This is a genomic window from Mesorhizobium qingshengii (assembly GCF_027563465.1).
Taxonomy (GTDB): domain Bacteria; phylum Pseudomonadota; class Alphaproteobacteria; order Rhizobiales; family Rhizobiaceae; genus Mesorhizobium; species Mesorhizobium qingshengii_A.
In genome coordinates this window covers 394,676-414,002 of the sequence record NZ_JAPFQA010000002.1, presented here as the reverse complement: position 1 = coordinate 414,002, position 19,327 = coordinate 394,676, and the positions used below count along the sequence as shown (strand labels likewise).

Annotated in this window: 14 protein-coding genes; 8 read left to right on the top strand and 6 right to left on the bottom strand. The window is 64.8% G+C overall.

Annotation, left to right across the window (positions count from 1 at the left end; all coding sequences use genetic code 11):
• The first annotated feature begins 6 nt into the window (after positions 1-6).
• The 4 genes from OOJ09_RS06555 to OOJ09_RS06540 all read left to right on the top strand — a co-directional run bounded on the left by OOJ09_RS06555 (position 7) and on the right by OOJ09_RS06540 (position 7,408).
• Positions 7-3,765 (top strand): hypothetical protein, encoded by a 3,759-nt coding sequence (locus OOJ09_RS06555; protein ID WP_269904408.1) that lies wholly within the window; start codon positions 7-9, stop codon positions 3,763-3,765.
• A 187-nt stretch (positions 3,766-3,952) separates the two neighbouring features.
• Positions 3,953-4,630 (top strand): ribulose-phosphate 3-epimerase, encoded by a 678-nt coding sequence (rpe, locus tag OOJ09_RS06550; protein ID WP_269904407.1) that lies wholly within the window; start codon positions 3,953-3,955, stop codon positions 4,628-4,630.
• 372 nt (positions 4,631-5,002) lie between these two features.
• Positions 5,003-5,749 (top strand): GntR family transcriptional regulator, encoded by a 747-nt coding sequence (locus OOJ09_RS06545; RefSeq protein WP_269904406.1) that lies wholly within the window; start codon positions 5,003-5,005, stop codon positions 5,747-5,749.
• A 144-nt stretch (positions 5,750-5,893) separates the two neighbouring features.
• Positions 5,894-7,408 carry a malonate--CoA ligase gene (locus OOJ09_RS06540; RefSeq protein WP_269904405.1) on the top strand — a complete coding sequence of 505 codons (1,515 nt, stop codon included), beginning with the start codon at positions 5,894-5,896 and terminating at the stop codon, positions 7,406-7,408.
• A gap of 33 nt (positions 7,409-7,441) precedes the next feature.
• Here the strand turns inward: OOJ09_RS06540 and OOJ09_RS06535 are convergent, their stop codons facing one another.
• From OOJ09_RS06535 to OOJ09_RS06510, 6 genes are all read right to left on the bottom strand, one after another.
• Complete coding sequence (locus tag OOJ09_RS06535) at positions 7,442-9,520, bottom strand: ABC transporter ATP-binding protein/permease (RefSeq protein ID WP_269904404.1); 2,079 nt, start codon at positions 9,518-9,520, stop codon at positions 7,442-7,444.
• 70 nt (positions 9,521-9,590) lie between these two features.
• Positions 9,591-10,703, bottom strand: a complete 1,113-nt coding sequence (locus tag OOJ09_RS06530) for an NAD(P)/FAD-dependent oxidoreductase (protein ID WP_269904403.1) — start codon at positions 10,701-10,703, stop codon at positions 9,591-9,593.
• 10 nt (positions 10,704-10,713) lie between these two features.
• Positions 10,714-11,886 carry an N-acetylglucosamine-6-phosphate deacetylase gene (nagA, locus tag OOJ09_RS06525; RefSeq protein WP_269904402.1) on the bottom strand — a complete coding sequence of 391 codons (1,173 nt, stop codon included), beginning with the start codon at positions 11,884-11,886 and terminating at the stop codon, positions 10,714-10,716.
• Positions 11,883-12,926, bottom strand: a complete 1,044-nt coding sequence (locus OOJ09_RS06520) for an SIS domain-containing protein (protein ID WP_269904401.1) — start codon at positions 12,924-12,926, stop codon at positions 11,883-11,885. Before OOJ09_RS06520 ends, nagA begins: the two co-directional genes overlap by 4 nt.
• Entirely contained in the window at positions 12,923-13,705 is a 783-nt protein-coding gene (locus tag OOJ09_RS06515; RefSeq protein WP_027040955.1) for a GntR family transcriptional regulator, read from the bottom strand. The genes OOJ09_RS06520 and OOJ09_RS06515 overlap by 4 nt, the downstream gene beginning before the upstream one ends.
• A complete protein-coding gene (locus OOJ09_RS06510) occupies positions 13,702-14,583 on the bottom strand; it encodes an N-acetylglucosamine kinase (protein WP_269904400.1) in 882 nt (293 codons plus the stop codon). The genes OOJ09_RS06515 and OOJ09_RS06510 overlap by 4 nt, the downstream gene beginning before the upstream one ends.
• 198 nt (positions 14,584-14,781) lie before the next feature.
• Here OOJ09_RS06510 and OOJ09_RS06505 point away from each other — a divergent pair, with 198 nt between their 5' ends.
• From OOJ09_RS06505 to OOJ09_RS06490, 4 genes are all read left to right on the top strand, one after another.
• The gene (locus tag OOJ09_RS06505; protein WP_269904399.1) at positions 14,782-15,732 is read left to right on the top strand and encodes an N-acetylmuramic acid 6-phosphate etherase; all 951 of its coding nucleotides are present in this window, start codon (positions 14,782-14,784) and stop codon (positions 15,730-15,732) included.
• A gap of 116 nt (positions 15,733-15,848) precedes the next feature.
• The gene (locus OOJ09_RS06500; RefSeq protein WP_269904398.1) at positions 15,849-17,108 is read left to right on the top strand and encodes an ABC transporter substrate-binding protein; all 1,260 of its coding nucleotides are present in this window, start codon (positions 15,849-15,851) and stop codon (positions 17,106-17,108) included.
• Positions 17,109-17,342: 234 nt separating this feature from the next.
• Entirely contained in the window at positions 17,343-18,272 is a 930-nt protein-coding gene (locus OOJ09_RS06495; protein ID WP_269904397.1) for a carbohydrate ABC transporter permease, read from the top strand.
• An 11-nt stretch (positions 18,273-18,283) separates the two neighbouring features.
• Positions 18,284-19,117, top strand: a complete 834-nt coding sequence (locus OOJ09_RS06490; protein ID WP_269904396.1) for a carbohydrate ABC transporter permease — start codon at positions 18,284-18,286, stop codon at positions 19,115-19,117.
• Positions 19,118-19,327 lie beyond the last annotated feature (210 nt).

The following is a 19,327-nucleotide window of genomic DNA, read 5'->3' as shown; positions in this document are numbered from 1 at the left end:
GGAAAGATGAACATTCTTGCCCTGTCCCCACTCGCGACCAACACTCAAAAAACCGTCATGGAGACGATCATGAAACCCCTGTCATACGCCAGGCGCGGCGCGCGCTGGCTGATGGCGGCCGGTATCGCGGTCGCTCTCGCGCCCGCACTGCCGGCCGTCGCCGCGCAGAACATCCAGGCGACCAGCCCGGATGTCCAACCGCTGCAACTCGACAACCCGCGCATCATCAATCCGGAGCCCGGACGCATGGTGCCCTTCTTCATCAAGAAAGGTGGCCAGCGCAGCTGCGACTACGTCGTCTATTCGCTGAGCTTCGGCTTGCGCGGCGATCCGCAAGGCTTTGCCGACCCAAGCCTGGCGGCCAGACTGAACAAGGTCAGGATCGACTTCAAGGATCAGCTTCCGCACGGCCTTGAGATCGTCAACGTGAATGTGTCCGGCGACGGCACGGATTCGTCCGGCGGACCGCTACCGGGTGCAACGATCAGCACGTCGGCGAGTCCGAACGATACGGCGGATGTTTCCGACTTCCGGATTTCCGCCTCCGATCTAGACGGCGTCGGCGCTCCGAACGAGCGCGTCATCAACTTCCGGATCACGGCCAAGATCGATCATGCGGCGTTTCCCGCGCCGACGATCGTCGACAACCAGGGCCTGATCAAGGTGACCGCCGGACCGGGCACCGGGATCATCATCCCGTCGCAGGATCCGAGCAAGCCCGACGACGGCAACATCCTGACCGGCGAGAAGACCTCGATCCGCATCGATTTGACCAAGTGCAATCCGCCGCCACCACCTCCCGGCAAGGAATGCTTCAAGGTGGAACGCGGCACGGTCGATTGCGTGCCAGGTGGCGGCGCCTTCATCTACCACATGCCGGTCGGCCCTGAGATGGGCGGCAAGTGGGTGCAGGTTTCGACGACAACACCCGGCATCACCATCATCCCCGACACCCAGCTGGTGCCGGCGGGCGGCGGTGTGCTCAACTGGAAGATCGTCGGGGCGTCACCCGGCGACGTCATCCATCTCATCGTCACCGGCATCGAGACCTATGCCGGCCCGAAGGAAGGCTGGGGCCTGTGCTGCACGCAGACCATCGACATCGTCATCCCGCGCGACCAGAGGTGCCCGCCCAGGGACAAGGAACCTGACCTCAAGGTCGAGAAACGCGCCGATGTCCCGCGTTGCACGATGGCCGGTGGCTGCGACTTCACCATCAGGGTCACCAATGTCGGCACCGCGCCCTACAACGGCAAGATCGTGCTCAACGAGGTGACACTGCCGGCCGGCTCGACGCTGGATTCAGGGCCCAATCCGCCCTGGGTCTGCGTGCCCGGCGCCACCCCGATGACGTGCACCTATCCGGTGACCACGCTCAATCCGGGCGCCTTCGTCGACCTCAAGCTCGGCTTCAAGCCGGCTGGGGGCTGGCAAGGCAGCGTCTTGCGCAACTGCGCCGCCTATAATTATGCGGCCAGCGGCAAGCCACTGTTCGGCAGCCAGTCGAACGATCGCGGCTGCGCCTCGATCCCGATCTGCCGGCGTGGCGATCGTGACCGCGACTGCCAGCCGCCGGTCGAGAAGAAAGTCGACCTGATCCTGAAGAAGCGTGCCCGCTCGGAGGTCTGCACCGCCGACGGCATCTGCACCTTCGTGATAGACGTCATCAACAACGGCACCGGCACCTACAACGGGCCGCTGACGGTGGTCGACACCTATCCCGGTGGCGCGCCGACGTCCTCGACATTCGGCCCGACCCCGCCATGGACCTGCGGACCGACTGGGCCCGGCCAGTTCCGCTGCGACAATGCAGGCATCTCGCTGCCTGCGGGTGCCTCGACGCCGATCTTCGTCAAGGCGGTCATGCCGGCCGGCTATCGGTCGGACACGGTGGAGAACTGCGCCGAGGTGAAACCCATCCCCGGTGAAACCGACCTCACCAACAACAAGGCCTGCGCCAAGGAACGCATCCGTCATCCCAATGGCGGCCAGCCTGCCCTGCGCATCACCAAGGTGTGCAGCGGTTCGCTGGCCGGTGCCGCGGTGGTTTCCTGCCGCATCACCGTGATCAGCACCGGTACGGCTGCCCCCACCGGTCCGGTGCGGGTCAACGACGCCGCCACGCTGGTGGCCGGCGGAGCGCCAGTCCAGATCCAGACCGTCACTCCTGACGGCGCGGAATGGGCTTGCGGACCGGTTCCGGCCAATGCGCTGTCGTGCCAGATTCCCGGTGCCGTCATGACACCCGGAACCAGCCGCCACTTCGACGTGACGGTTTCGGCGAATGGCGAGTTCGAGAACTGCGCGCGCGGCTCCTACGGGCCGGCGCAAGGCGACGACGTCGTCTATCCGATCGGCCAGGCCTGCGCCAAGGGCGGTGGCCCGTCGACCATCCGCGTCGAAAAGACCGGCGACCGCGAATGCCGGCTCGGCCAACCCTGCTCGTTCGACATCACCATATCAAACGATGGGACGAGCCCCTTCTCCGGTCCGGTTCGCATCGGTGATGCGATCGGCGTGGAGGGTCTCGGCCGGCTGGACGGCGTTGCGATCACCTCGATCGACCCGCCCTTCGGCTGCTCGCCGGAGCCGGCAACCTTGCCGGCGTCCTGCATAACCAACCTGTCGCTTGGCGCGGGCGAAAGCCAGTCGCACCACGTGACGGTGGTTATCCCCGACGATGGCCGACTGGCCAATCTGCAGGGCAACGTCAGCGGCCAGAACTGCGTTGGCGTCCTGTCTCCCGACACACGGGTGCAAGGCGGGGGCGATGTGCTTGGTGGCGACCAGGCCAACGTGCAGGGCGACCGCGGCAGGGCCTATGCCTGCCACCCCTTCATCATCACGCATGAGGTGAAGAAGGAGTGCTCGCAAGGTTTCGTCATGAACGACGCGGGCCGCTGCGTCTGCCCTGAAGGCACAACCTTCCGCAACGGCCAGTGCACCGGCGGCGGCACCAACGTTCTGCCAACGCCGCCGCCGCCGAAGCGCTGCGTGCTGCTCGAAGGCCAGATCCGCACCGAGGACGGACGCTGCGTCTGCCCGCGCGGCACGGCACTGGAGAACGGGAAGTGCGTCAGGACCGACAAGCCCGAGCAGTGCACCATCCGCGGCCAGATCCATGATGCCTATGGCGATTGTGTCTGCCCGCAAGGGACCGAGGTGCGCAACGGCGCCTGCCGTCCGATCCGGCCGAAGCCTCAGCAGTGCCGCATCCCCGGCCAGATCCGCAATGCCGATGGCGATTGCGTCTGCCCGCAAGGGACCGAGGTGCGCAACGGAGCCTGCCGTCCGATCCGGCCGAAGCCCGATCAGTGCACGATCCGTGGTCAGGTCCACGACGCCAACGGCGATTGCGTCTGCCCACGGGGTACCGAGGTGCAAGGCAACGCCTGCCGGCGCAAGCAGCCGACACAGCAGCAGTGCGACATACGCGGGCAGGTCCACAACAAGCGCGGCGAGTGTGTCTGTCCGCGTGGGACGCAGGTGATCGACGGTGCCTGCCGCAAGCCGCCGCAGGTGGAATGCGCACCGGGCTCGCAGATGATCAACGGCCAGTGCCAGCCGATCATCAAACGGCGTTGCCCGGTGGGCACGGTCGGACGGTATCCGGACTGCGTGCCGATCCGCAGGCAGCCGGGCGTGGAGATCAACCCGAACCTGCTGAACCCGAATATCCTGCAGCTTCTGCCGCGGCGCAGGCCGCCGGTCGAGCAGCAGCAACTGGATCCGGCGACCAACAACATCCAGAACTTCAAGCCGTAATCCTGTCCAGTCAGACATCGCGAGCCCGCCGGAGCAATCCGGCGGGTTCTTTTTTGGATCCCCGGGGACGCCGCGCGTCACGCCAGCCTGTGCGGCCATCCAGCTGCGCACTCGACAAGTCACCTGGAGCGCATTAGGCAGTCGATTCGGAGTGGCCACATGAAAGGGCGCTCGGAAAGGCAGCACCATGAGCAAGAAAACCCTGATCGCACCATCCGTGCTGGCATCGGACTTTTCCAGGCTTGGCGACGAGGTCGAGGCGGTGGTGGCGGCCGGCGCCGACTGGATCCATCTCGATGTGATGGATGGGCATTTCGTGCCCAACATCACTTTTGGCCCGCCGGTGATCAAGGCGATCCGCGACCGCACCAAGGCCTTCTTCGACTGCCATCTGATGATCGCGCCGGCCGATCCCTATCTGGCCGCCTTCGCCGAGGCCGGCTGCGACGGCATGACGGTGCATGCCGAGGCCGGACCGCATCTCGACCGCTCGCTGCAGACGATCAGGAATCTTGGCAAGAAGGCGGGTGTGTCGCTCAATCCGGCAACGCCGGAAAGCGCGGTCGAATATGTGCTCGACCGGCTCGACCTAATCCTGATCATGACCGTCAATCCGGGCTTCGGCGGCCAGGCCTTCATTCCGGGGATCGTCGACAAGGTGAAGCGTGTCAAGGCGCTGATCGGCGACCGGCCGATCCGCATTGAGATCGACGGCGGCGTGTCGGCCGAAACCGCGCCACTGGTCACCGCCGCCGGCGCCGACGTGCTGGTGGCCGGCGCCGCCATCTTCAAGGGCGGCAGCGTCGAAGCTTATCGGGCAAACATTCAGGCGATCAGGACGGCAGCCGACAACGCAGCCGGCTAAACGCACGGCGCCCACTCGCGAGGTCCGATGCTCCACGGCATCGATCTGGATGAGAAGCGGCGGCCTCATTCGATTCGAATGTTCGCCGCACCGTCCGACACGGCAGGACAGACAGTCTCGCACCCATACAAAAGAACGGAAAGAACAGATTCCCCTGCGTGCATGCAAACGGGTTGAGTTTCCTCAGGTTGTGGAAACGCGCGGATTAGCGGGATAAAATCCCGGCATGTCGCATATTTCTTTGTGCTTAAGTGCGATGGCGTGATCTTCTGCTTGAGCGTTCAGCGGCGGAAGCTGTATAGTACGCGTACGAAAAGGGAATGCTCTCGGACTCGAATTGCCCAAGACAAGTTTTGGGGACAAGGAGTCGCTATGTCATACGGAGCTGCCAATCTCGACGACGACGGCGCAGGATCCAAGAGCACGCTTGCCAGCGCGGTCTATCACCAACTGCGTGCAGACCTTCTTGACGGTGTCCTTGAAGCCGAGAGCAAGCTACGGGTCGAATGGGCGGTTTCCAGATATGGGGCTGGCGCTTCCCCTGTCCGCGAGGCGCTCAATCGCCTCGCCTCGGAGGGGCTTCTCGGCCGGCACGATCAGCGCGGCTTCTTCATCATGCCGGTCAGCGCGTCGGAGCTTGAAGAGCTGACGCGCACCCGCTGCTGGCTCGAAGAACGGGCGCTTCGCGAATCCATCGCTCACGGCACTGCCGAATGGGAAGAGCAGGTGGTGCTGGCACTGCATCGCCTGGGGCGCGCGTCACGTCTTTCGCCGCACAATCCCTCCTCGCTCGATCCGGATTGGGAGAAGCTGCACCGCATCTTCCACCGGGTTCTGATCTCGGCCTGCCGCTCGCACTGGCTGGTGGGATTTTGCGATCAGCTTTCCGATCACGCCCACCGCTACCGGCAGATGGCCAATGACGGCGAAAGCATGCAGCGCGACGATCTCGGCGAGCATCGCCTGATCGCTGAATGTGCCCTGGACGGCGATGCCGATGGCGCGGTCGAGGCCCTTGTCAATCACTACCAGTTGACCGCTGCCATGTGCCTGGAACGCTTCAGGCAAGGCGAAGAGTCAAAGGCGGCCGCCGGCAAGGCCGAACGCGCCCGGGGCTAGCGACCGTTACCGCTGGCGTGGCGAGCGCGAACCGGCGCTTGCGGTCTTGACGGCACGACCAAGAACCGCGAACTCTTCGCCGCCAATGCATGCCGCTCGAAAAGCGTGCTCAGCGCTGCCAACTCCGCCGCCGGGAAAGACTTCATGAGCAATCATCTGTTCGATGCGTTCCGTTCCAGGATGCCGGCGCCAGGCCGCCTGTTGATGGACACCGATGATGGGCGCTCGCTCACCTATGGCGACATGCTGGCGCGGTCGGCGCAGCTGGCGCACACACTTCTGCAACTGGGCGTCGAGCCGGGAGACCGGGTCGCCGTTCAGGTCGAGAAGAGCCCGGAGGCGATCCTGCTCTATCTCGCTTGCCTGCGTGCCGGCGCCGTCTTCCTGCCGCTCAACACCGCCTACACACTGGCCGAGCTGGAGTATTTCTTCGGCGATGCCGGGCCACGACTGGTCGTCTGTGATCCGGCAAGGGCGGCCGACATCGAAGCGCTGGCGCAAAAGGCGGGCGCCGCCACCGTCACCCTCGACGGCAAGGGCGAGGGATCGCTGACCGATCAGGCCTCGCGGCTGCCCTCGGACTTCCACGATGTGACGCGCGGCGAAGGCGATCTCGCCGCGATCCTCTACACCTCGGGAACGACCGGCCGCTCGAAAGGCGCCATGCTCAGCCACGAGAACCTCGCCTCGAACGCACGGGTGCTGGTCGATCACTGGCGCTTCACGACGGATGATGTGCTGATCCACGCGCTGCCGATCTTCCACACCCACGGCCTGTTCGTTGCCACCAACGTCATCCTGATGGCCGGTGCGTCGATGCTGTTCGAGCGGAAATTCGACGCAGGCCGCATCGTCTCGCTGTTGCCGCGTGCAACCGTTCTGATGGGGGTGCCGACCTTCTATGTGCGCCTGCTTCAGCAGGGCGGGCTGGACCGCCAGGCGGCGAAGAACATCCGCCTGTTCATTTCCGGTTCGGCGCCGCTGCTTGCCGAGACGCACAAGGCCTGGCGCGAGCGCACCGGCCACGCGATCCTCGAGCGCTACGGCATGACCGAAACCAACATGAACACCTCCAACCCCTATGACGGCGAGCGGCGCGCCGGAACGGTCGGCTTCCCCTTGCCTGGCGTATCGCTACGCATCGCCGACCCCGACGATGGCCGGCCGCTCGCCCAAGGCGAGGTCGGTATGATCGAGGTCAAGGGTCCCAACGTCTTCGGCGGCTACTGGCGCATGCCGGAAAAGACCAGGGCGGAATTCCGCGCCGATGGCTTCTTCATCACGGGCGATCTCGGCATGATCGACGGCGACGGCTATGTCCACATCGTCGGCCGCGGCAAGGACCTGATCATTTCCGGCGGCTACAACATCTACCCGAAGGAACTCGAAAGCGAGATCGACGCGCTTGACGGGGTCACGGAAAGCGCCGTAATCGGCGTTGCCCATCCGGATTTCGGCGAAGGCGTCACCGCTGTGGTCGTGCGTGCGCCGGTCTCGCAGATCACCGGGGTCGAGATTCTGAGCGCCATTGCCGGGCGCGTGGCAAAGTACAAGCACCCGAAGCGGGTGATCTTCGTCGACGAATTGCCGCGCAACACCATGGGCAAGGTGCAGAAGAATCTGTTGCGCGAGACCTACAGGGATCTCTACACATCCTAGTTAGAGCGACGCAATTCCGGACGGAAAACCGCCTCACACTTTCCTGGAATTGCCTTCGGACAGCGCCGCCTGTTCCAGCTTGCGCGGCCTTTCGATCCGGGAACCCCACAAGGCGCGCGTGAGCAGGTTCCGCTTGCCCTTGCGCGGGACAAGATCGATATCGCTGACAAGCTTTGCTCCGCCCTTGCGCCGCTCCAGGGTGATCTTGCGGCTGTGGAAGGCTTCCAGCTCGGCGCGGTGCGCCACGCTGATTATGGTGACTTTAGGCAATTCGCGGATCAGCGTTTCCATCATCTCGCCCTGGCTCTTCTCATCGAGTGCGGCGGTTGCTTCATCCAGCACGACAATATCGGGGCTGTGCAGGAGAAGGCGTGCGAAGGCGAGGCGCTGCTTTTCGCCGCCCGACAAGGTCTGGTCCCACGGTGCGTCTTCCTCGATCCTGGCGACGAGATAGCCGAGGCCCACCTTGTCGAGGGCAGCGTTGATCTCCTTGATCGTCCAGTTGTCGGCGGCGGCGGGATAGGCGACCGTACGGCGGAGTGTGCCCGACGGGATGTAGGGACGTTGTGGCAGCATGAACAACCGCCTGCCGGCGTGGAAATTGACGCGGCCGCCACCCCAGGGCCACAGGCCCGCGACGGCCCGCACCAGCGTGCTCTTGCCGGAACCGGATTCACCGGCCACCAGCACCCGCTCGCCCGGTTGGATCACAACCCCGGTTTCCTTGACCACGGCGGTGCCGTCGTCGAGCGTCACCGAGAGATTGTCCAGCCTGAGCATGGCACCGTCTTCGGTTTCGCCACGACCGATGCGTCCCAGGGCGTCGCTCTGCTCGGCGCGCTCGAGCCCGTCGAGCGACATCATCAGCGAGGCGACGCGCCGTGCGGAGGCGTTCCAGTCGGCGAGGCGCGGGTAATTGTCGACCAGCCATCCAAACGCGCCCTGAACGATGGCAAAGGCGGACGCTGCCTGCATGACCTGTCCAATCGTCATGCTGCCTTCGAGGAACTTTGGCGCGCAAAGCAAGATCGGCACGACCGGCGCAAACAGGCTCGATCCCTGCGATACCAGCGCCGTGCGCATGTGCTGGCCTGTCAGCAGCGCCCATTGCTTGAGCACATGGCCGAACGTCTTGTCGATGCCGCTGCGCTCTTCTTCCTCACCGCCGAGCAAGGCAATGCTCTCGCCGTTTTCCCGCACGCGCGTCAGCGTGTAGCGGAACTCGGCTTCCGCCTGGTTTTTCTCCTCGGAGAGGCGGACGAAATGGCGGCCAATGACCACCATCGAGGTGGACGTGATCGCGGCATAGATCACCGCCGTGATGACAAGGAAGCCGGGAACGGTGATGGTCGAGCCTGCGAGGGTGAGGCTCAAGGCGCCGCCGATCGTCCACAACACCACGATGAAGGTCGAGGCCGCCAGGAACGCGTTGATGACACCTGAGATGAAATCGACGGGCGATTCCGTGGCAATCCGCAAATCGTCCGTGAGGCGGGCTTCGGGATTCTGGTGGTCGCCGCTGACGAGGTTCAACTGATAGTAACGCCCGCTTGCGAGCCAGCGCGCGATGACCGCGGTGGTGAGCCAGGAACGCCAGCGGCGCTGTATCGTCATGCGCAGGTAGACTTGCGCGACGACAAGGCTGCCGCTCCCGAGCACGAGCGGCAGGAATACGGCGCTCAGGAAATAAACGGTGTGGGCATTGCGTTGCTCAAGCGCGTCGAAAATCGCACGGTTCCACACATTGATCCCGTACTGGAAGCCGACATTGACGCAGATCAGGATCAACAGCCCGATCGTGAACGGCCAGGCGAGCCGGTCGCCCCGCCGGCTCCAGTAACCGCGCGCGCTGATCCAGAAACGCCGCAGCAAGTATTTCTTGCGCGCCTGCTCGGCCTCCTCGGGCGTCAGTTCCGGATCGGGTTCTACGGCATCCGGCGGCGGCGCGGCCTGGCCGTTGACTTCAGGCGCCACTTCGGCGGCTGATGGCTTCTCTTCGCGCGGCTTCTCGTCATGCTGTTTGTCTTCGCGCGATTTCCTTTGGCGCGGCTTTTCAGCACGGAGTGATTTGGCGCCGTCGACCGATTTCGGTTTGGTTTTGACTTGGGACATTCGCCCGACAACGACCGGGAAATCAAAAGGTTTCATGACGCCGGCTCGAGATGACGGATCCCGGCGCCTGTCATTCCCGGTACAGCAGCCCGACGGCATGGTCGGCGATAGCCAGGCTTGCCGTCAGGCCGGGACTCTCAATGCCGAACAGGTTGACGATTCGCCCGGCGCCATGGTCGGCCGGACCCTGGATCATGAAATCGGCCGCCGGTTGGCCCGGGCCGGACAGTTTCGGCCTGATGCCGGCATAGGCCGGTTGCAGGACGCCATCGGCGAGGCCGGGCCAATAGCGCCGGATCGCCTCGTGGAAGACGGCGCTTCGGCCGGGATCGACCGTGTAATCCACGCGCTCGATCCATTCGACGTCGGGCCCGAAGCGGGCACTGCCGCCCAGGTCGAGCGTCAGATGGATGCCAAGGCCACCTTCGACCGGAACCGGATAGATCAGCCGCGAAAAAGGCGACCGGCCCGGAAGCGCGAAATAGTTTCCGCGCGCCAGCCACTGCCTGGGGATCAGGCTCCGGGGGAACCCTTCGATGCGGCCGGCCACGGCCTGCGCATCGAGGCCCGAGGCATTGACGAAAGCGCTGGCCTGCAGCGTGAAGGTCTCGCCATTGACATCGAGCGTGTCGATCCGGATGCCGCCGGCCTCGATCGCCACTCCGACGACAGCCGTGAGGAAAGCGAAGGATGTGCCGGCTGCTTCGGCATCGCCGCGCAGCGACAGCATCAGCGCATGGCTGTCGACGATGCCGGTCGACGGCGACAGCAAGGCGGCGTCACATGTCAGTGCCGGTTCCAGGCTTTCGGCCTCGCCGCGCGTCAAAAGCTCGAGATCGTCGACCCCACAGCGTCGCGCATTGGCCTGGATCGCCCGCAACCCATCCCGCTGGCCGGGCTCGCTGGCGACGATCAGCTTGCCGGTGCGCTTATGGGCGATGTCGTGCTCGGCGCAATAGGCGTAGAGAAGCTGGCGGCCTTCGACGCAGAGCCGGGCTTTCAGGCTCCCCGGCGCATAATAGAGCCCGGCATGGACGACTTCGGAATTGCGCGAACTGGTGACGGTGCCGATCGAATCGGCCTTCTCGATCACCACCACCTCGCGGCCCGCCAGAGCGAGCGCCCTGGCGATGGCGAGCCCGACGACACCGGCTCCAGCGACAACACAGTCGATCGCCTGCATGAGCTCGCCTTCAGTGTGAAGCGCTGGCCTCGAACACCGTCTTGCCGCCGATCCAGACTTGTCCGATATCGAGATCGTCCGACAGCGCGACAATATCGGCCGCCGTGCCATTGGCGAAGCGCCCGAGCCGGTGCGACTGGCCGATCGCTTGCGCGGGATAGAGCGAGGCCATGCGCAACGCCTCCGAGAGGTCCAGCCCGATGACCCGGTGGACGTATCGAACAGCCGAGATCATGTCGAGATCCGCCCCCGCCAGCGTGCCGTCGGCGAGCCGCAGGCTGCCATCCTTGCGGTAGATGGTGCGGCCGTTCAGCGTGAATGAGGTCATGTCGGTGCCGATCGTCGCCATGGCATCGGTGACCAGCACGATCCTCGCCGGTCCCTGCTTGGCGCGCAGCGCGATCTTGATGGTGACGGGATCGACATGGATGCCGTCGGCGATCAACCCGGCGGACAATGTGCCGCTGTCGATGGCCGCGCCCGCCAGCCCAGGCTCGCGATTGCCGATCTGGCTCATCGCGTTGAACAGATGGGTGACCACGCTGGCGCCAGCCTCTGCGAAGGCTTTTGCCGTGGCGTAGCCGGTATCGGAATGGCCAAGGCTGACGATGACGCCTGCCTTGGCGAGCGCCGCCACGCGTGCCGGTTCGACGGATTCGGGCGCTATCGTGGTGAGCAGCACCGGCAGCTTGCGCCGCGCCGCGATCAGCATCGCCTCATCCTCGTCCGTCATTGGCCGGATCAGCGCCGGATCATGCGCGCCCTTGCGGGCGATCGACAGATGCGGGCCCTCGAGATGCAGGCCGAGGAAGCCCGGCACCTTCCGCAGCGCCGCTGCTTCGCCGGCGGCGACTGCGGCGGCGGTGATCGCGGGCGTATCGGTGATCAGCGTCGGCAGCAGCGCCGTCGTGCCGAAGGGCGCATGCGCCTTGCAGATGGTTTCGATCGACGCGACATCGGGGTGGTCGTTGAGCATGACGCCGCCGCCGCCATTGACCTGCAGGTCGATGAAGCCAGGCGCCAGCATGCCGCCACCGGTGTCGGCGACGCGAATGTCGGAGGGGATGGCGCCCGTGGGCAGAATAGCCTCGACGAGGCCGTCGCGCACGACAAGCGCTGCGCCTTCATGCCAGTCGTCGCCGTCGAATATCCGGGCGCCAGTCAGGGCAAAACGGTCGTTCATACGGTCTCCGTCACCTTGCGAAGATTGCGCGGCGTGTCCGGGTCGAGGCCGCGATGGCGGGCAAACGCCTCGACGAACACATAGAAGGACACGATCAGCGTCAGCGGATCGGTCAGCGGGTGGCCGGTGGCGACATGCGGCAGGCGCAGGGCGCGATTGGCAAGCGTCGAGGTGATGAAGACCGGCGCCCCCTTGGCCGCCAGGCTGTCTGCGGCTTCGGCCACCGACGGTTCGGACGCGTCGCGCGCGGCCAGCGCCAGCACCGGGAAATCGGGACCGATCAGCGCCAGCGGGCCATGCATGACTTCGGCGGCGCTGTAGGCCTCGGCATGCATGCCGCAGGTCTCCTTGAACTTCAGCGCCGCTTCGTTGGCCATCGCCGCCGACGGTCCGCGGCCGAGGATGAACAGCGATTTCTGCTTGTCGATCGTTTCGGCCAGCACCGTCATCCAGTCGCAGCCGATCGCCTTGCTGAAATGCTCGGGCAAGCGGGCGAGCGCCTTGAGCAGCGCTTCGTCGCCGGTGGAATGCGCCATCAAGGCGAGACCGGCGACGGCGGAATTGACGAAGGTCTTGGTTGCCGCGACGCTGCGCTCGGGCCCCGCCAGGATATCGATCGCATAATCCGAGGCGCGCGCCAGCGGTGAATCGGCGGTGTTGGTGATGGCGATGGTCAGCGCGCCGCCGGCCCGTGCGGCTTCGGCCATGGCGACGATGTCGGGGCTCTTGCCCGACTGCGAGATCGCAAGGCAGGCGGAGCCTGCCAGCCTGAGCTTGCTGCCGTAGATCGAGGCGATCGATGGACCGACCGAGGCGACGGCGAGGCCCGCGGTCAGTTCGACGGCATATTTCATGAACGTCGCGGCATGGTCGGACGAGCCACGCGCCACGGTGACGACGAACTGCGGGTCGCGTTCGCGGATGCCGCGTCCGGCCTCGGTCAACACGGCGCCGGAGCCGTCGAGCAGGCGGGCGACCGCTTGCGGGATCTCCTCGATCTCGCGCCGCATATGGGTCATCTCTGTCGGCTCTGCACTCATGGTCGGCCCTCTTCGCTCGGCCCTGTCAGCCGCAGTTCGGCGACGAAATCATAGGCGTCGCCCCTGTAGATGGAGCGGGTGAATTCGATCACCTTGCCGCTCGCCAGATAGGAAATGCGTTCGATGTGCAGGCCGGCGATGCCGGGCGGCACTTCGAGCAGGCGCGCGTCGCTGTCGCCAAGATTGGCGGCGGAGATGCGCTGCACCGCCCGCACCGGCCGGTTGCCGGTCAATTCCAGCGCAGCATAGAGCGAGGAGCCTATCCCCGCCGGGTCGGGCAATACGCTGGCCGACAGCGAGGCGCGTTCGATCGCCAGCGGCGTGTCGTTGGCAATGCGCAGGCGCGCCACGCGCGCCACAAGTTCGTTCGACGACAGGCCGAGCACCATCATCTCGTCGGGCGAGGGCGCGTAAAGGCCGCGATCGAGCCAGGCCGATCGCACCGCCATGCCGCGCCGCGCCATGTCCTCGGTGAAGGATGTCAGCCGCGACAGCGACTGCTCGACGCGCTCCATGCGCGGCGCCACGAACGTGCCGGAGCCGTGGCGCTGGACCAGGATACCGCCCTTGACCAGGTCCTGCACCGCCTTGCGCACGGTGACGCGAGAAATGTCGGCCTTGGTGGCGATATCGCGCTCGGAAGGCAGCGCGTCGCCCGGCCCGATCAGGCCGCGATTGACGGCATCCTCGATGCTCTTGCGGAGCTGCAGATAAAGCGGCGCGCCGCTTTGCGACGACTGTTTCAGCGTGGCGAAGATCTGGTCAGCGGCGTCGCTCATCGCGCTGCCTCCGCTGGTCTGGCGAAAAGGCGGACCGCCATCTGCACCGCGCCGCCCAGTGCGTCGTCGAGCGGCGGCTTCAGCAACGCCCGGTAGCGCGCCGACAGGCGCGGCGCGTAGAGCGGCGCCAGCCCGCCGAGCAGGCACAGCGGCGCGTCGTCCGAAAGGTCGAGCGCGCCGAGCGAGGCTTCAACGTCGGCGATCGCCCTGTCGAGGATCCAGTTGGCGACGTCGTCCCCCTTCGCGGCGTGCTCGAACACCTTGGGCGCGAAGCCGCCGAAATCGCCGGGCTTGGCGTTGGTGGTGAATTCGACCACGTCCTCCGGGTTGTTGCGGAAAACGGCGAGCATGCTCTGCGTCAGCGGCGAACCCTCGCGGACGCCGTCATAGGCGAGCAGCGTCTGTTCGAGCAGGTCGCGGCCGATGCGGGCGCCGCTGCCCTGGTCGCCGACCTGGAAACCCCAGCCGCCGATGGCACGCGACTTGCCGTTCTTGCGCGCCATGTAGGCGGTACCCGTGCCGAGGATCGCCATGGCGCCGTCACCGGAGCCGACAGCCCCCTCGAGTGCGATTTCGGCGTCGGTCTCGACGCGGCTGATGCTGAACGGCAGGATTGCTTCGAGTTGCTGCCGGTAGGTACCGACATTGGCGCCGGCGAGGCCGAGAATGGCCGGCGTTTGCGGGATCAGGTCCGGGTCCTGTCCAGCGGCGATGAACGCTTGCCGCGCGGCCTCGACGATGTTCGATCGGGCGCCGGTGAGGTCGGTGCGGATGTTGGCGGCGCCGCTCTTGGCGCGGCCAATGACCGCGCCTTCCACAGTCGCCAGGGCAGCCCTGCAGCTGGTGCCGCCGCCATCGATACCGAGCACGAAATTCACGCGATTTCTCCTCCGGGCGGATAATACCAATAAAATACCAATAGCCAAGAGTTAATTTCCGTTTCAAAAAGATTAAGGCATACTTTCTTGAAAAACCTAGGCATTTCGTCGGCTCAGCGATTTCCGACGCGGGAATTCGTTAATGCGTGTGGACAAGTGGTATTTTTTTGGTATTGTTCTGGTATTGGAGGAACCGGGATGGCCGAAACGCGCACCGAAGCGCTTCACCAGAATGCCGAGGGTCTGGATATCCAGGCCCCCGACGCCATCCTCGCTTCATTGGCCGATGCGCAGATCGAAGCCGCGAAGGTCGTGCGCCAGGCCATTCCGTCCATCGCCAGGGCGGCCGAGATCATCGCCGGCAGACTGAAGAGCGGCGGCAAGCTTGCCTACGCGGCGGCCGGCAGCTCCGGCCTGATGGCGCTGGCCGATGCGCTTGAACTGCCTGGCACGTTCGGCATCCACCGCGATCGCATCGCCATCCTGATCGCCGGCGGCGATGAGGCCTTCAGGACACTGGCCGGTGGGCCCGAAGATGATACCGAGGAGGCTGCCGCGGCCGTCGCCAATGCCGGCATCGGCAAGGGCGACTGCCTGATCGCCATTTCCGCCAGCGGCACGACGCCCTATGCGGTGCGGGCCATCGAGGAAGCCGCTCGCCTGGGTGCTGCCACCATCGGCATCGCCAACAACAGGGATTCAGCTCTGCTGCGGCAGGCCGAAACCGCCATCCTGCTCGAAACGCCGCCGGAGCTGATCGCCGGCTCGACGCGTATGGGCGCGGGCACCGCTCAGAAGATCGCGCTCAACATGCTGTCGACATTGACCGCCGTCCATCTCGGCCATGTGCATGACGGCTACATGGTCAACCTGATGGCCGACAACATCAAGCTGCGCGATCGCGCGGCGCGCATCGTCGCCGCCATCAGTGGGCGCGGCAGGGACGAAGCGGCCCGGCTGCTCGAGAAGAGCGGCGGCGCGGTCAAGACCGCCATTCTGCTCGCCGCCGGCGCCGACAGCGCCGATGCGGCAGAGAAGATACTGGAAGAGGCCGGCCAGAAGTTGCGGCCGGCCCTTTCCGCGCTGGGGCATGATCCCGAAAAGTGGAAACCGCTTTTCGGAAAAGATCATGCTCGAACAAAGAAATAGAGCCTGTTTCATCCCGATTTCCACGGGGTGAAACGGGCTTGCGAGGGGAGCAAGGGGCGCACTGCCTCCGTTCTCATCAAAACCGAACCTGAAAAAGGTCAACAGGGAGACTGAGCATGACAACGAAACTACTGACGGCACTGCTTCTGGGCACCAGCATTCTCGGCTCCGCCGGGGTGGCTTATGCCGAGGACGTAACGCTCAACATCGAAAGCTGGCGCGGCGACGATCTTGCCATCTGGAAAGACAAGCTGATTCCGGCTTTCGAAGCCAAGAACCCGGGCATCAAGGTGGTGTTCGCCCCGTCGGCGCCGACCGAATATGACGCCGCGCTCGGCGCCAAGCTCGCCGCCGGTTCGGCGGGCGACCTGATCACCTGCCGCCCGTTCGACAAGTCGCTTGAACTGTTCAAGAAGGGCAACCTCACCGACCTCTCGGCGCTGCCCGGCATGGAGAATTTCTCGCCCGTGGCCAAGGCCGCCTGGCAGACCGACGACGGCAAGGCGAGCTTCTGCGTGCCGATGGCGTCCGTCATCCACGGCTTCATCTACAACAAGGATGCCTTCGACAAGCTCGGCATCAAGGTGCCGCAGACCCGCGACGAATTCTTCGCCGCGCTCGACAAGATCAAGGCTGACGGCACCTACATCCCGATGGCCATGGGCACCAAGGATCTCTGGGAAGCCGCGACCATGGGCTACCAGAACATCGGTCCCAACTACTGGAAGGGCGAGGACGGCCGCGCCGCATTGATCAAGGGCGAACAGAAGCTGACCGACAAGGGCTGGGTCGCGCCCTTTGAGGAACTGGCCAAGTGGAAGTCGTATCTCGGCGACGGCTTCGAGGCACAGACCTATCCGGACAGCCAGAACCTGTTCACGCTCGGCCGCGCCGCCATCTACCCGGCCGGTTCGTGGGAAATCGGCCTGTTCAACACCCAGGCCCAGTTCAAGATGGGCGCCTTCCCGCCGCCTGTCGAGAAGGCCGGCGACACCTGCTACATCTCCGACCATACCGATATCGGCATGGGCCTGAATGCGGCCTCCAAGCATGCGGATGCGGCCAAGACCTTCCTGTCCTGGGTGGCCTCGCCGGATTTCGCCACCATTTACGCCAACGCGCTGCCGGGCTTCTTCAGCCTGAACTCCTCGCCGGTGAAAATGGAAGATCCGCTGGCGCAGGAATTCGTCTCCTGGCGCGGCAAGTGCAAGTCGACGATCCGCTCGACCTACCAGATCCTGTCGCGCGGCACGCCGAACCTCGAAAATGAGACGTGGGTCCAGTCAGCCAACGTCATCAACGGCACCGTCACGCCGGAAGACGCGGCAAAGAAGCTGCAGGCCGGTCTCGACAGCTGGTACAAGCCGGCGAAGTAAGAGCTCAGGCAACGAAGCCGGCCGGGCGCATGCCTGGCCGGTTTCGGACTATCCCGGTTTTCAGGTTGTGATTGTCGGCGTGGCCTCTCGGCCTTACCCTCACCGTGGGGAAGGCGAAGCTGACCTGTCACAGGCCTTTGTCCTTCCTGCGCAGGAAGGAAATCCGGGCCGTGCATCGAGGCATCATCTAGCATCAACATCGTCTGGAACCGAGAGACGGCGGGGACCGAACTCATGGCCGCAGAAACACGACCGAAACGACCGATCCGCTGGCACATCGGCATCTTCCTGGCGCCGGCGGTGCTGGTTTATACGGCGATCATGATCCTGCCGCTGGCCGGCACGCTGCAGCTGTCGCTGTTCCGCAACATCGAGCAGCACCAGATCTTCGTCGGGCTGGAAAACTTCCGCACCCTGTTCGGCGATCCCAACTGGTCGGTGGGTTTCTGGAACGCGCTCAGGAACAACACCTGGTTCTTCATCATCCACATGCTGGTGCAGAACCCGATCGGCGTCATGCTGGCTGCACTTCTGTCCAGCCCGAGGCTGAGATTCGCCGCCTTCTACCGCACGGCGATCTTCGTGCCGACCATCCTGTCCTTCGTCATCGTCGGCTTTGCCTGGAAGCTGATCCTGTCGCCGCTGTGGGGCGTGGCGCCGCATCTGCTCGATCTTGTCGGCCTGAAAAGCCTGTTCACGCCTTGGCTCGGCAAGGAGGAATACGCATTGACCGCGCTCAGCCTGATCTCCGTGTGGCAGTTCGTCGGCATCCCGATGATGCTGATCTACGCGGCGCTGCTGTCCATCCCCGAAGAGGTGATCGAGGCGGCCGAGTGCGACGGCATCACCGGTCTGTCGCAGTTCTGGAAGATCAAGCTGCCGCTGATCCTGCCGTCGATCGGCATCATCTCGATCCTCACCTTCGTCGGCAATTTCAACGCCTTCGACCTGATCTACACCGCGCAAGGGGCGCTGGCCGGGCCGAACTATTCCACCGATATTCTCGGCACCTTCCTTTACCGCGCCTTCTTCGGCTTCCAGCTGCAGGTCGGCGACCCCAACATGGGCGCGGCGATCGCCACGATGATGTTCCTGATCATCCTCGGCGGCGTCTGCGTCTACCTCTTCCTCGTGCAGACGCGCCTGCGTCGCTACCAGTTCTGAGGGGGCAAGAGATGAGCACCCGTTCCCTGCCCCGCACCATCGGCGCCCACGCGATCCTGTTGACCTACACGGCGATCGCGCTGTTTCCGGTGATCCTGGTGATTATGAATTCGTTCAAATCCCGCGCGGGCATCTTCGGCGCGCCGCTGACGCCGCCGACGCCCAAAACCTTCGACCTGATCGGCTACAGCACCGTCATCGGCCAGGGCGACTTCATCCACTATTTCCAGAACAGCCTCGTCGTCACCGTCGCCTCGCTGTTCTTCGTGCTTTTGTTCGGCGCCATGGCTGCGTTTGCGCTGTCGGAATACCGCTTTCGCGGCAATTCGCTGATGGGCCTCTATCTGGCGCTCGGCATCATGATCCCGATCCGGCTGGGCACCGTCGCCATCCTGCAATTGATGGTGGCGAGCGGGCTGGTCAACACGCTGACGGCGCTGATCCTGGTCTACACCGCGCAAGGGCTGCCGCTCGCCATCTTCATCCTGTCGGAATTCATGAAACAGGTGTCCGACGATTTGAAGAATGCCGGGCGCATCGACGGCCTGTCGGAATACACCATCTTCTTCCGGCTGGTGCTGCCGCTGGTGCGGCCATCGATGGCGACGGTCGCCGTCTTCACCATGATCCCGATCTGGAACGATCTGTGGTTCCCGCTGATCCTGGCGCCGTCGGAAGAAACCAAGACGGTGACGCTCGGCGCGCAGCTATTCCTCGGCCAGTTCGTCACCAACTGGAACGCCATCCTGGCCGCGCTGTCGCTGGCGATCATGCCGGTGCTGATCCTCTACGTCATCTTCTCGCGGCAACTGATCCGCGGCATCACGTCGGGAGCCGTCAAGTGAGTGGAGCCCTACAAATCCCTGCTGGAGCCTTCACCCCACCCGGCGCTGCGCGCCGACCTCCCCATCAAGGGGAGGTAGAAGGTCGCGGCTTCATTCACGACCGCCAAGGGGCACCTTTTGGAGAAGCTTCTTTGGGGATGTTCGCGCCAACGTCCTACCTCCCCTCGATGGGGAGGTCGGCGCGAAGCGCCGGGTGGGGTGACACCCTCT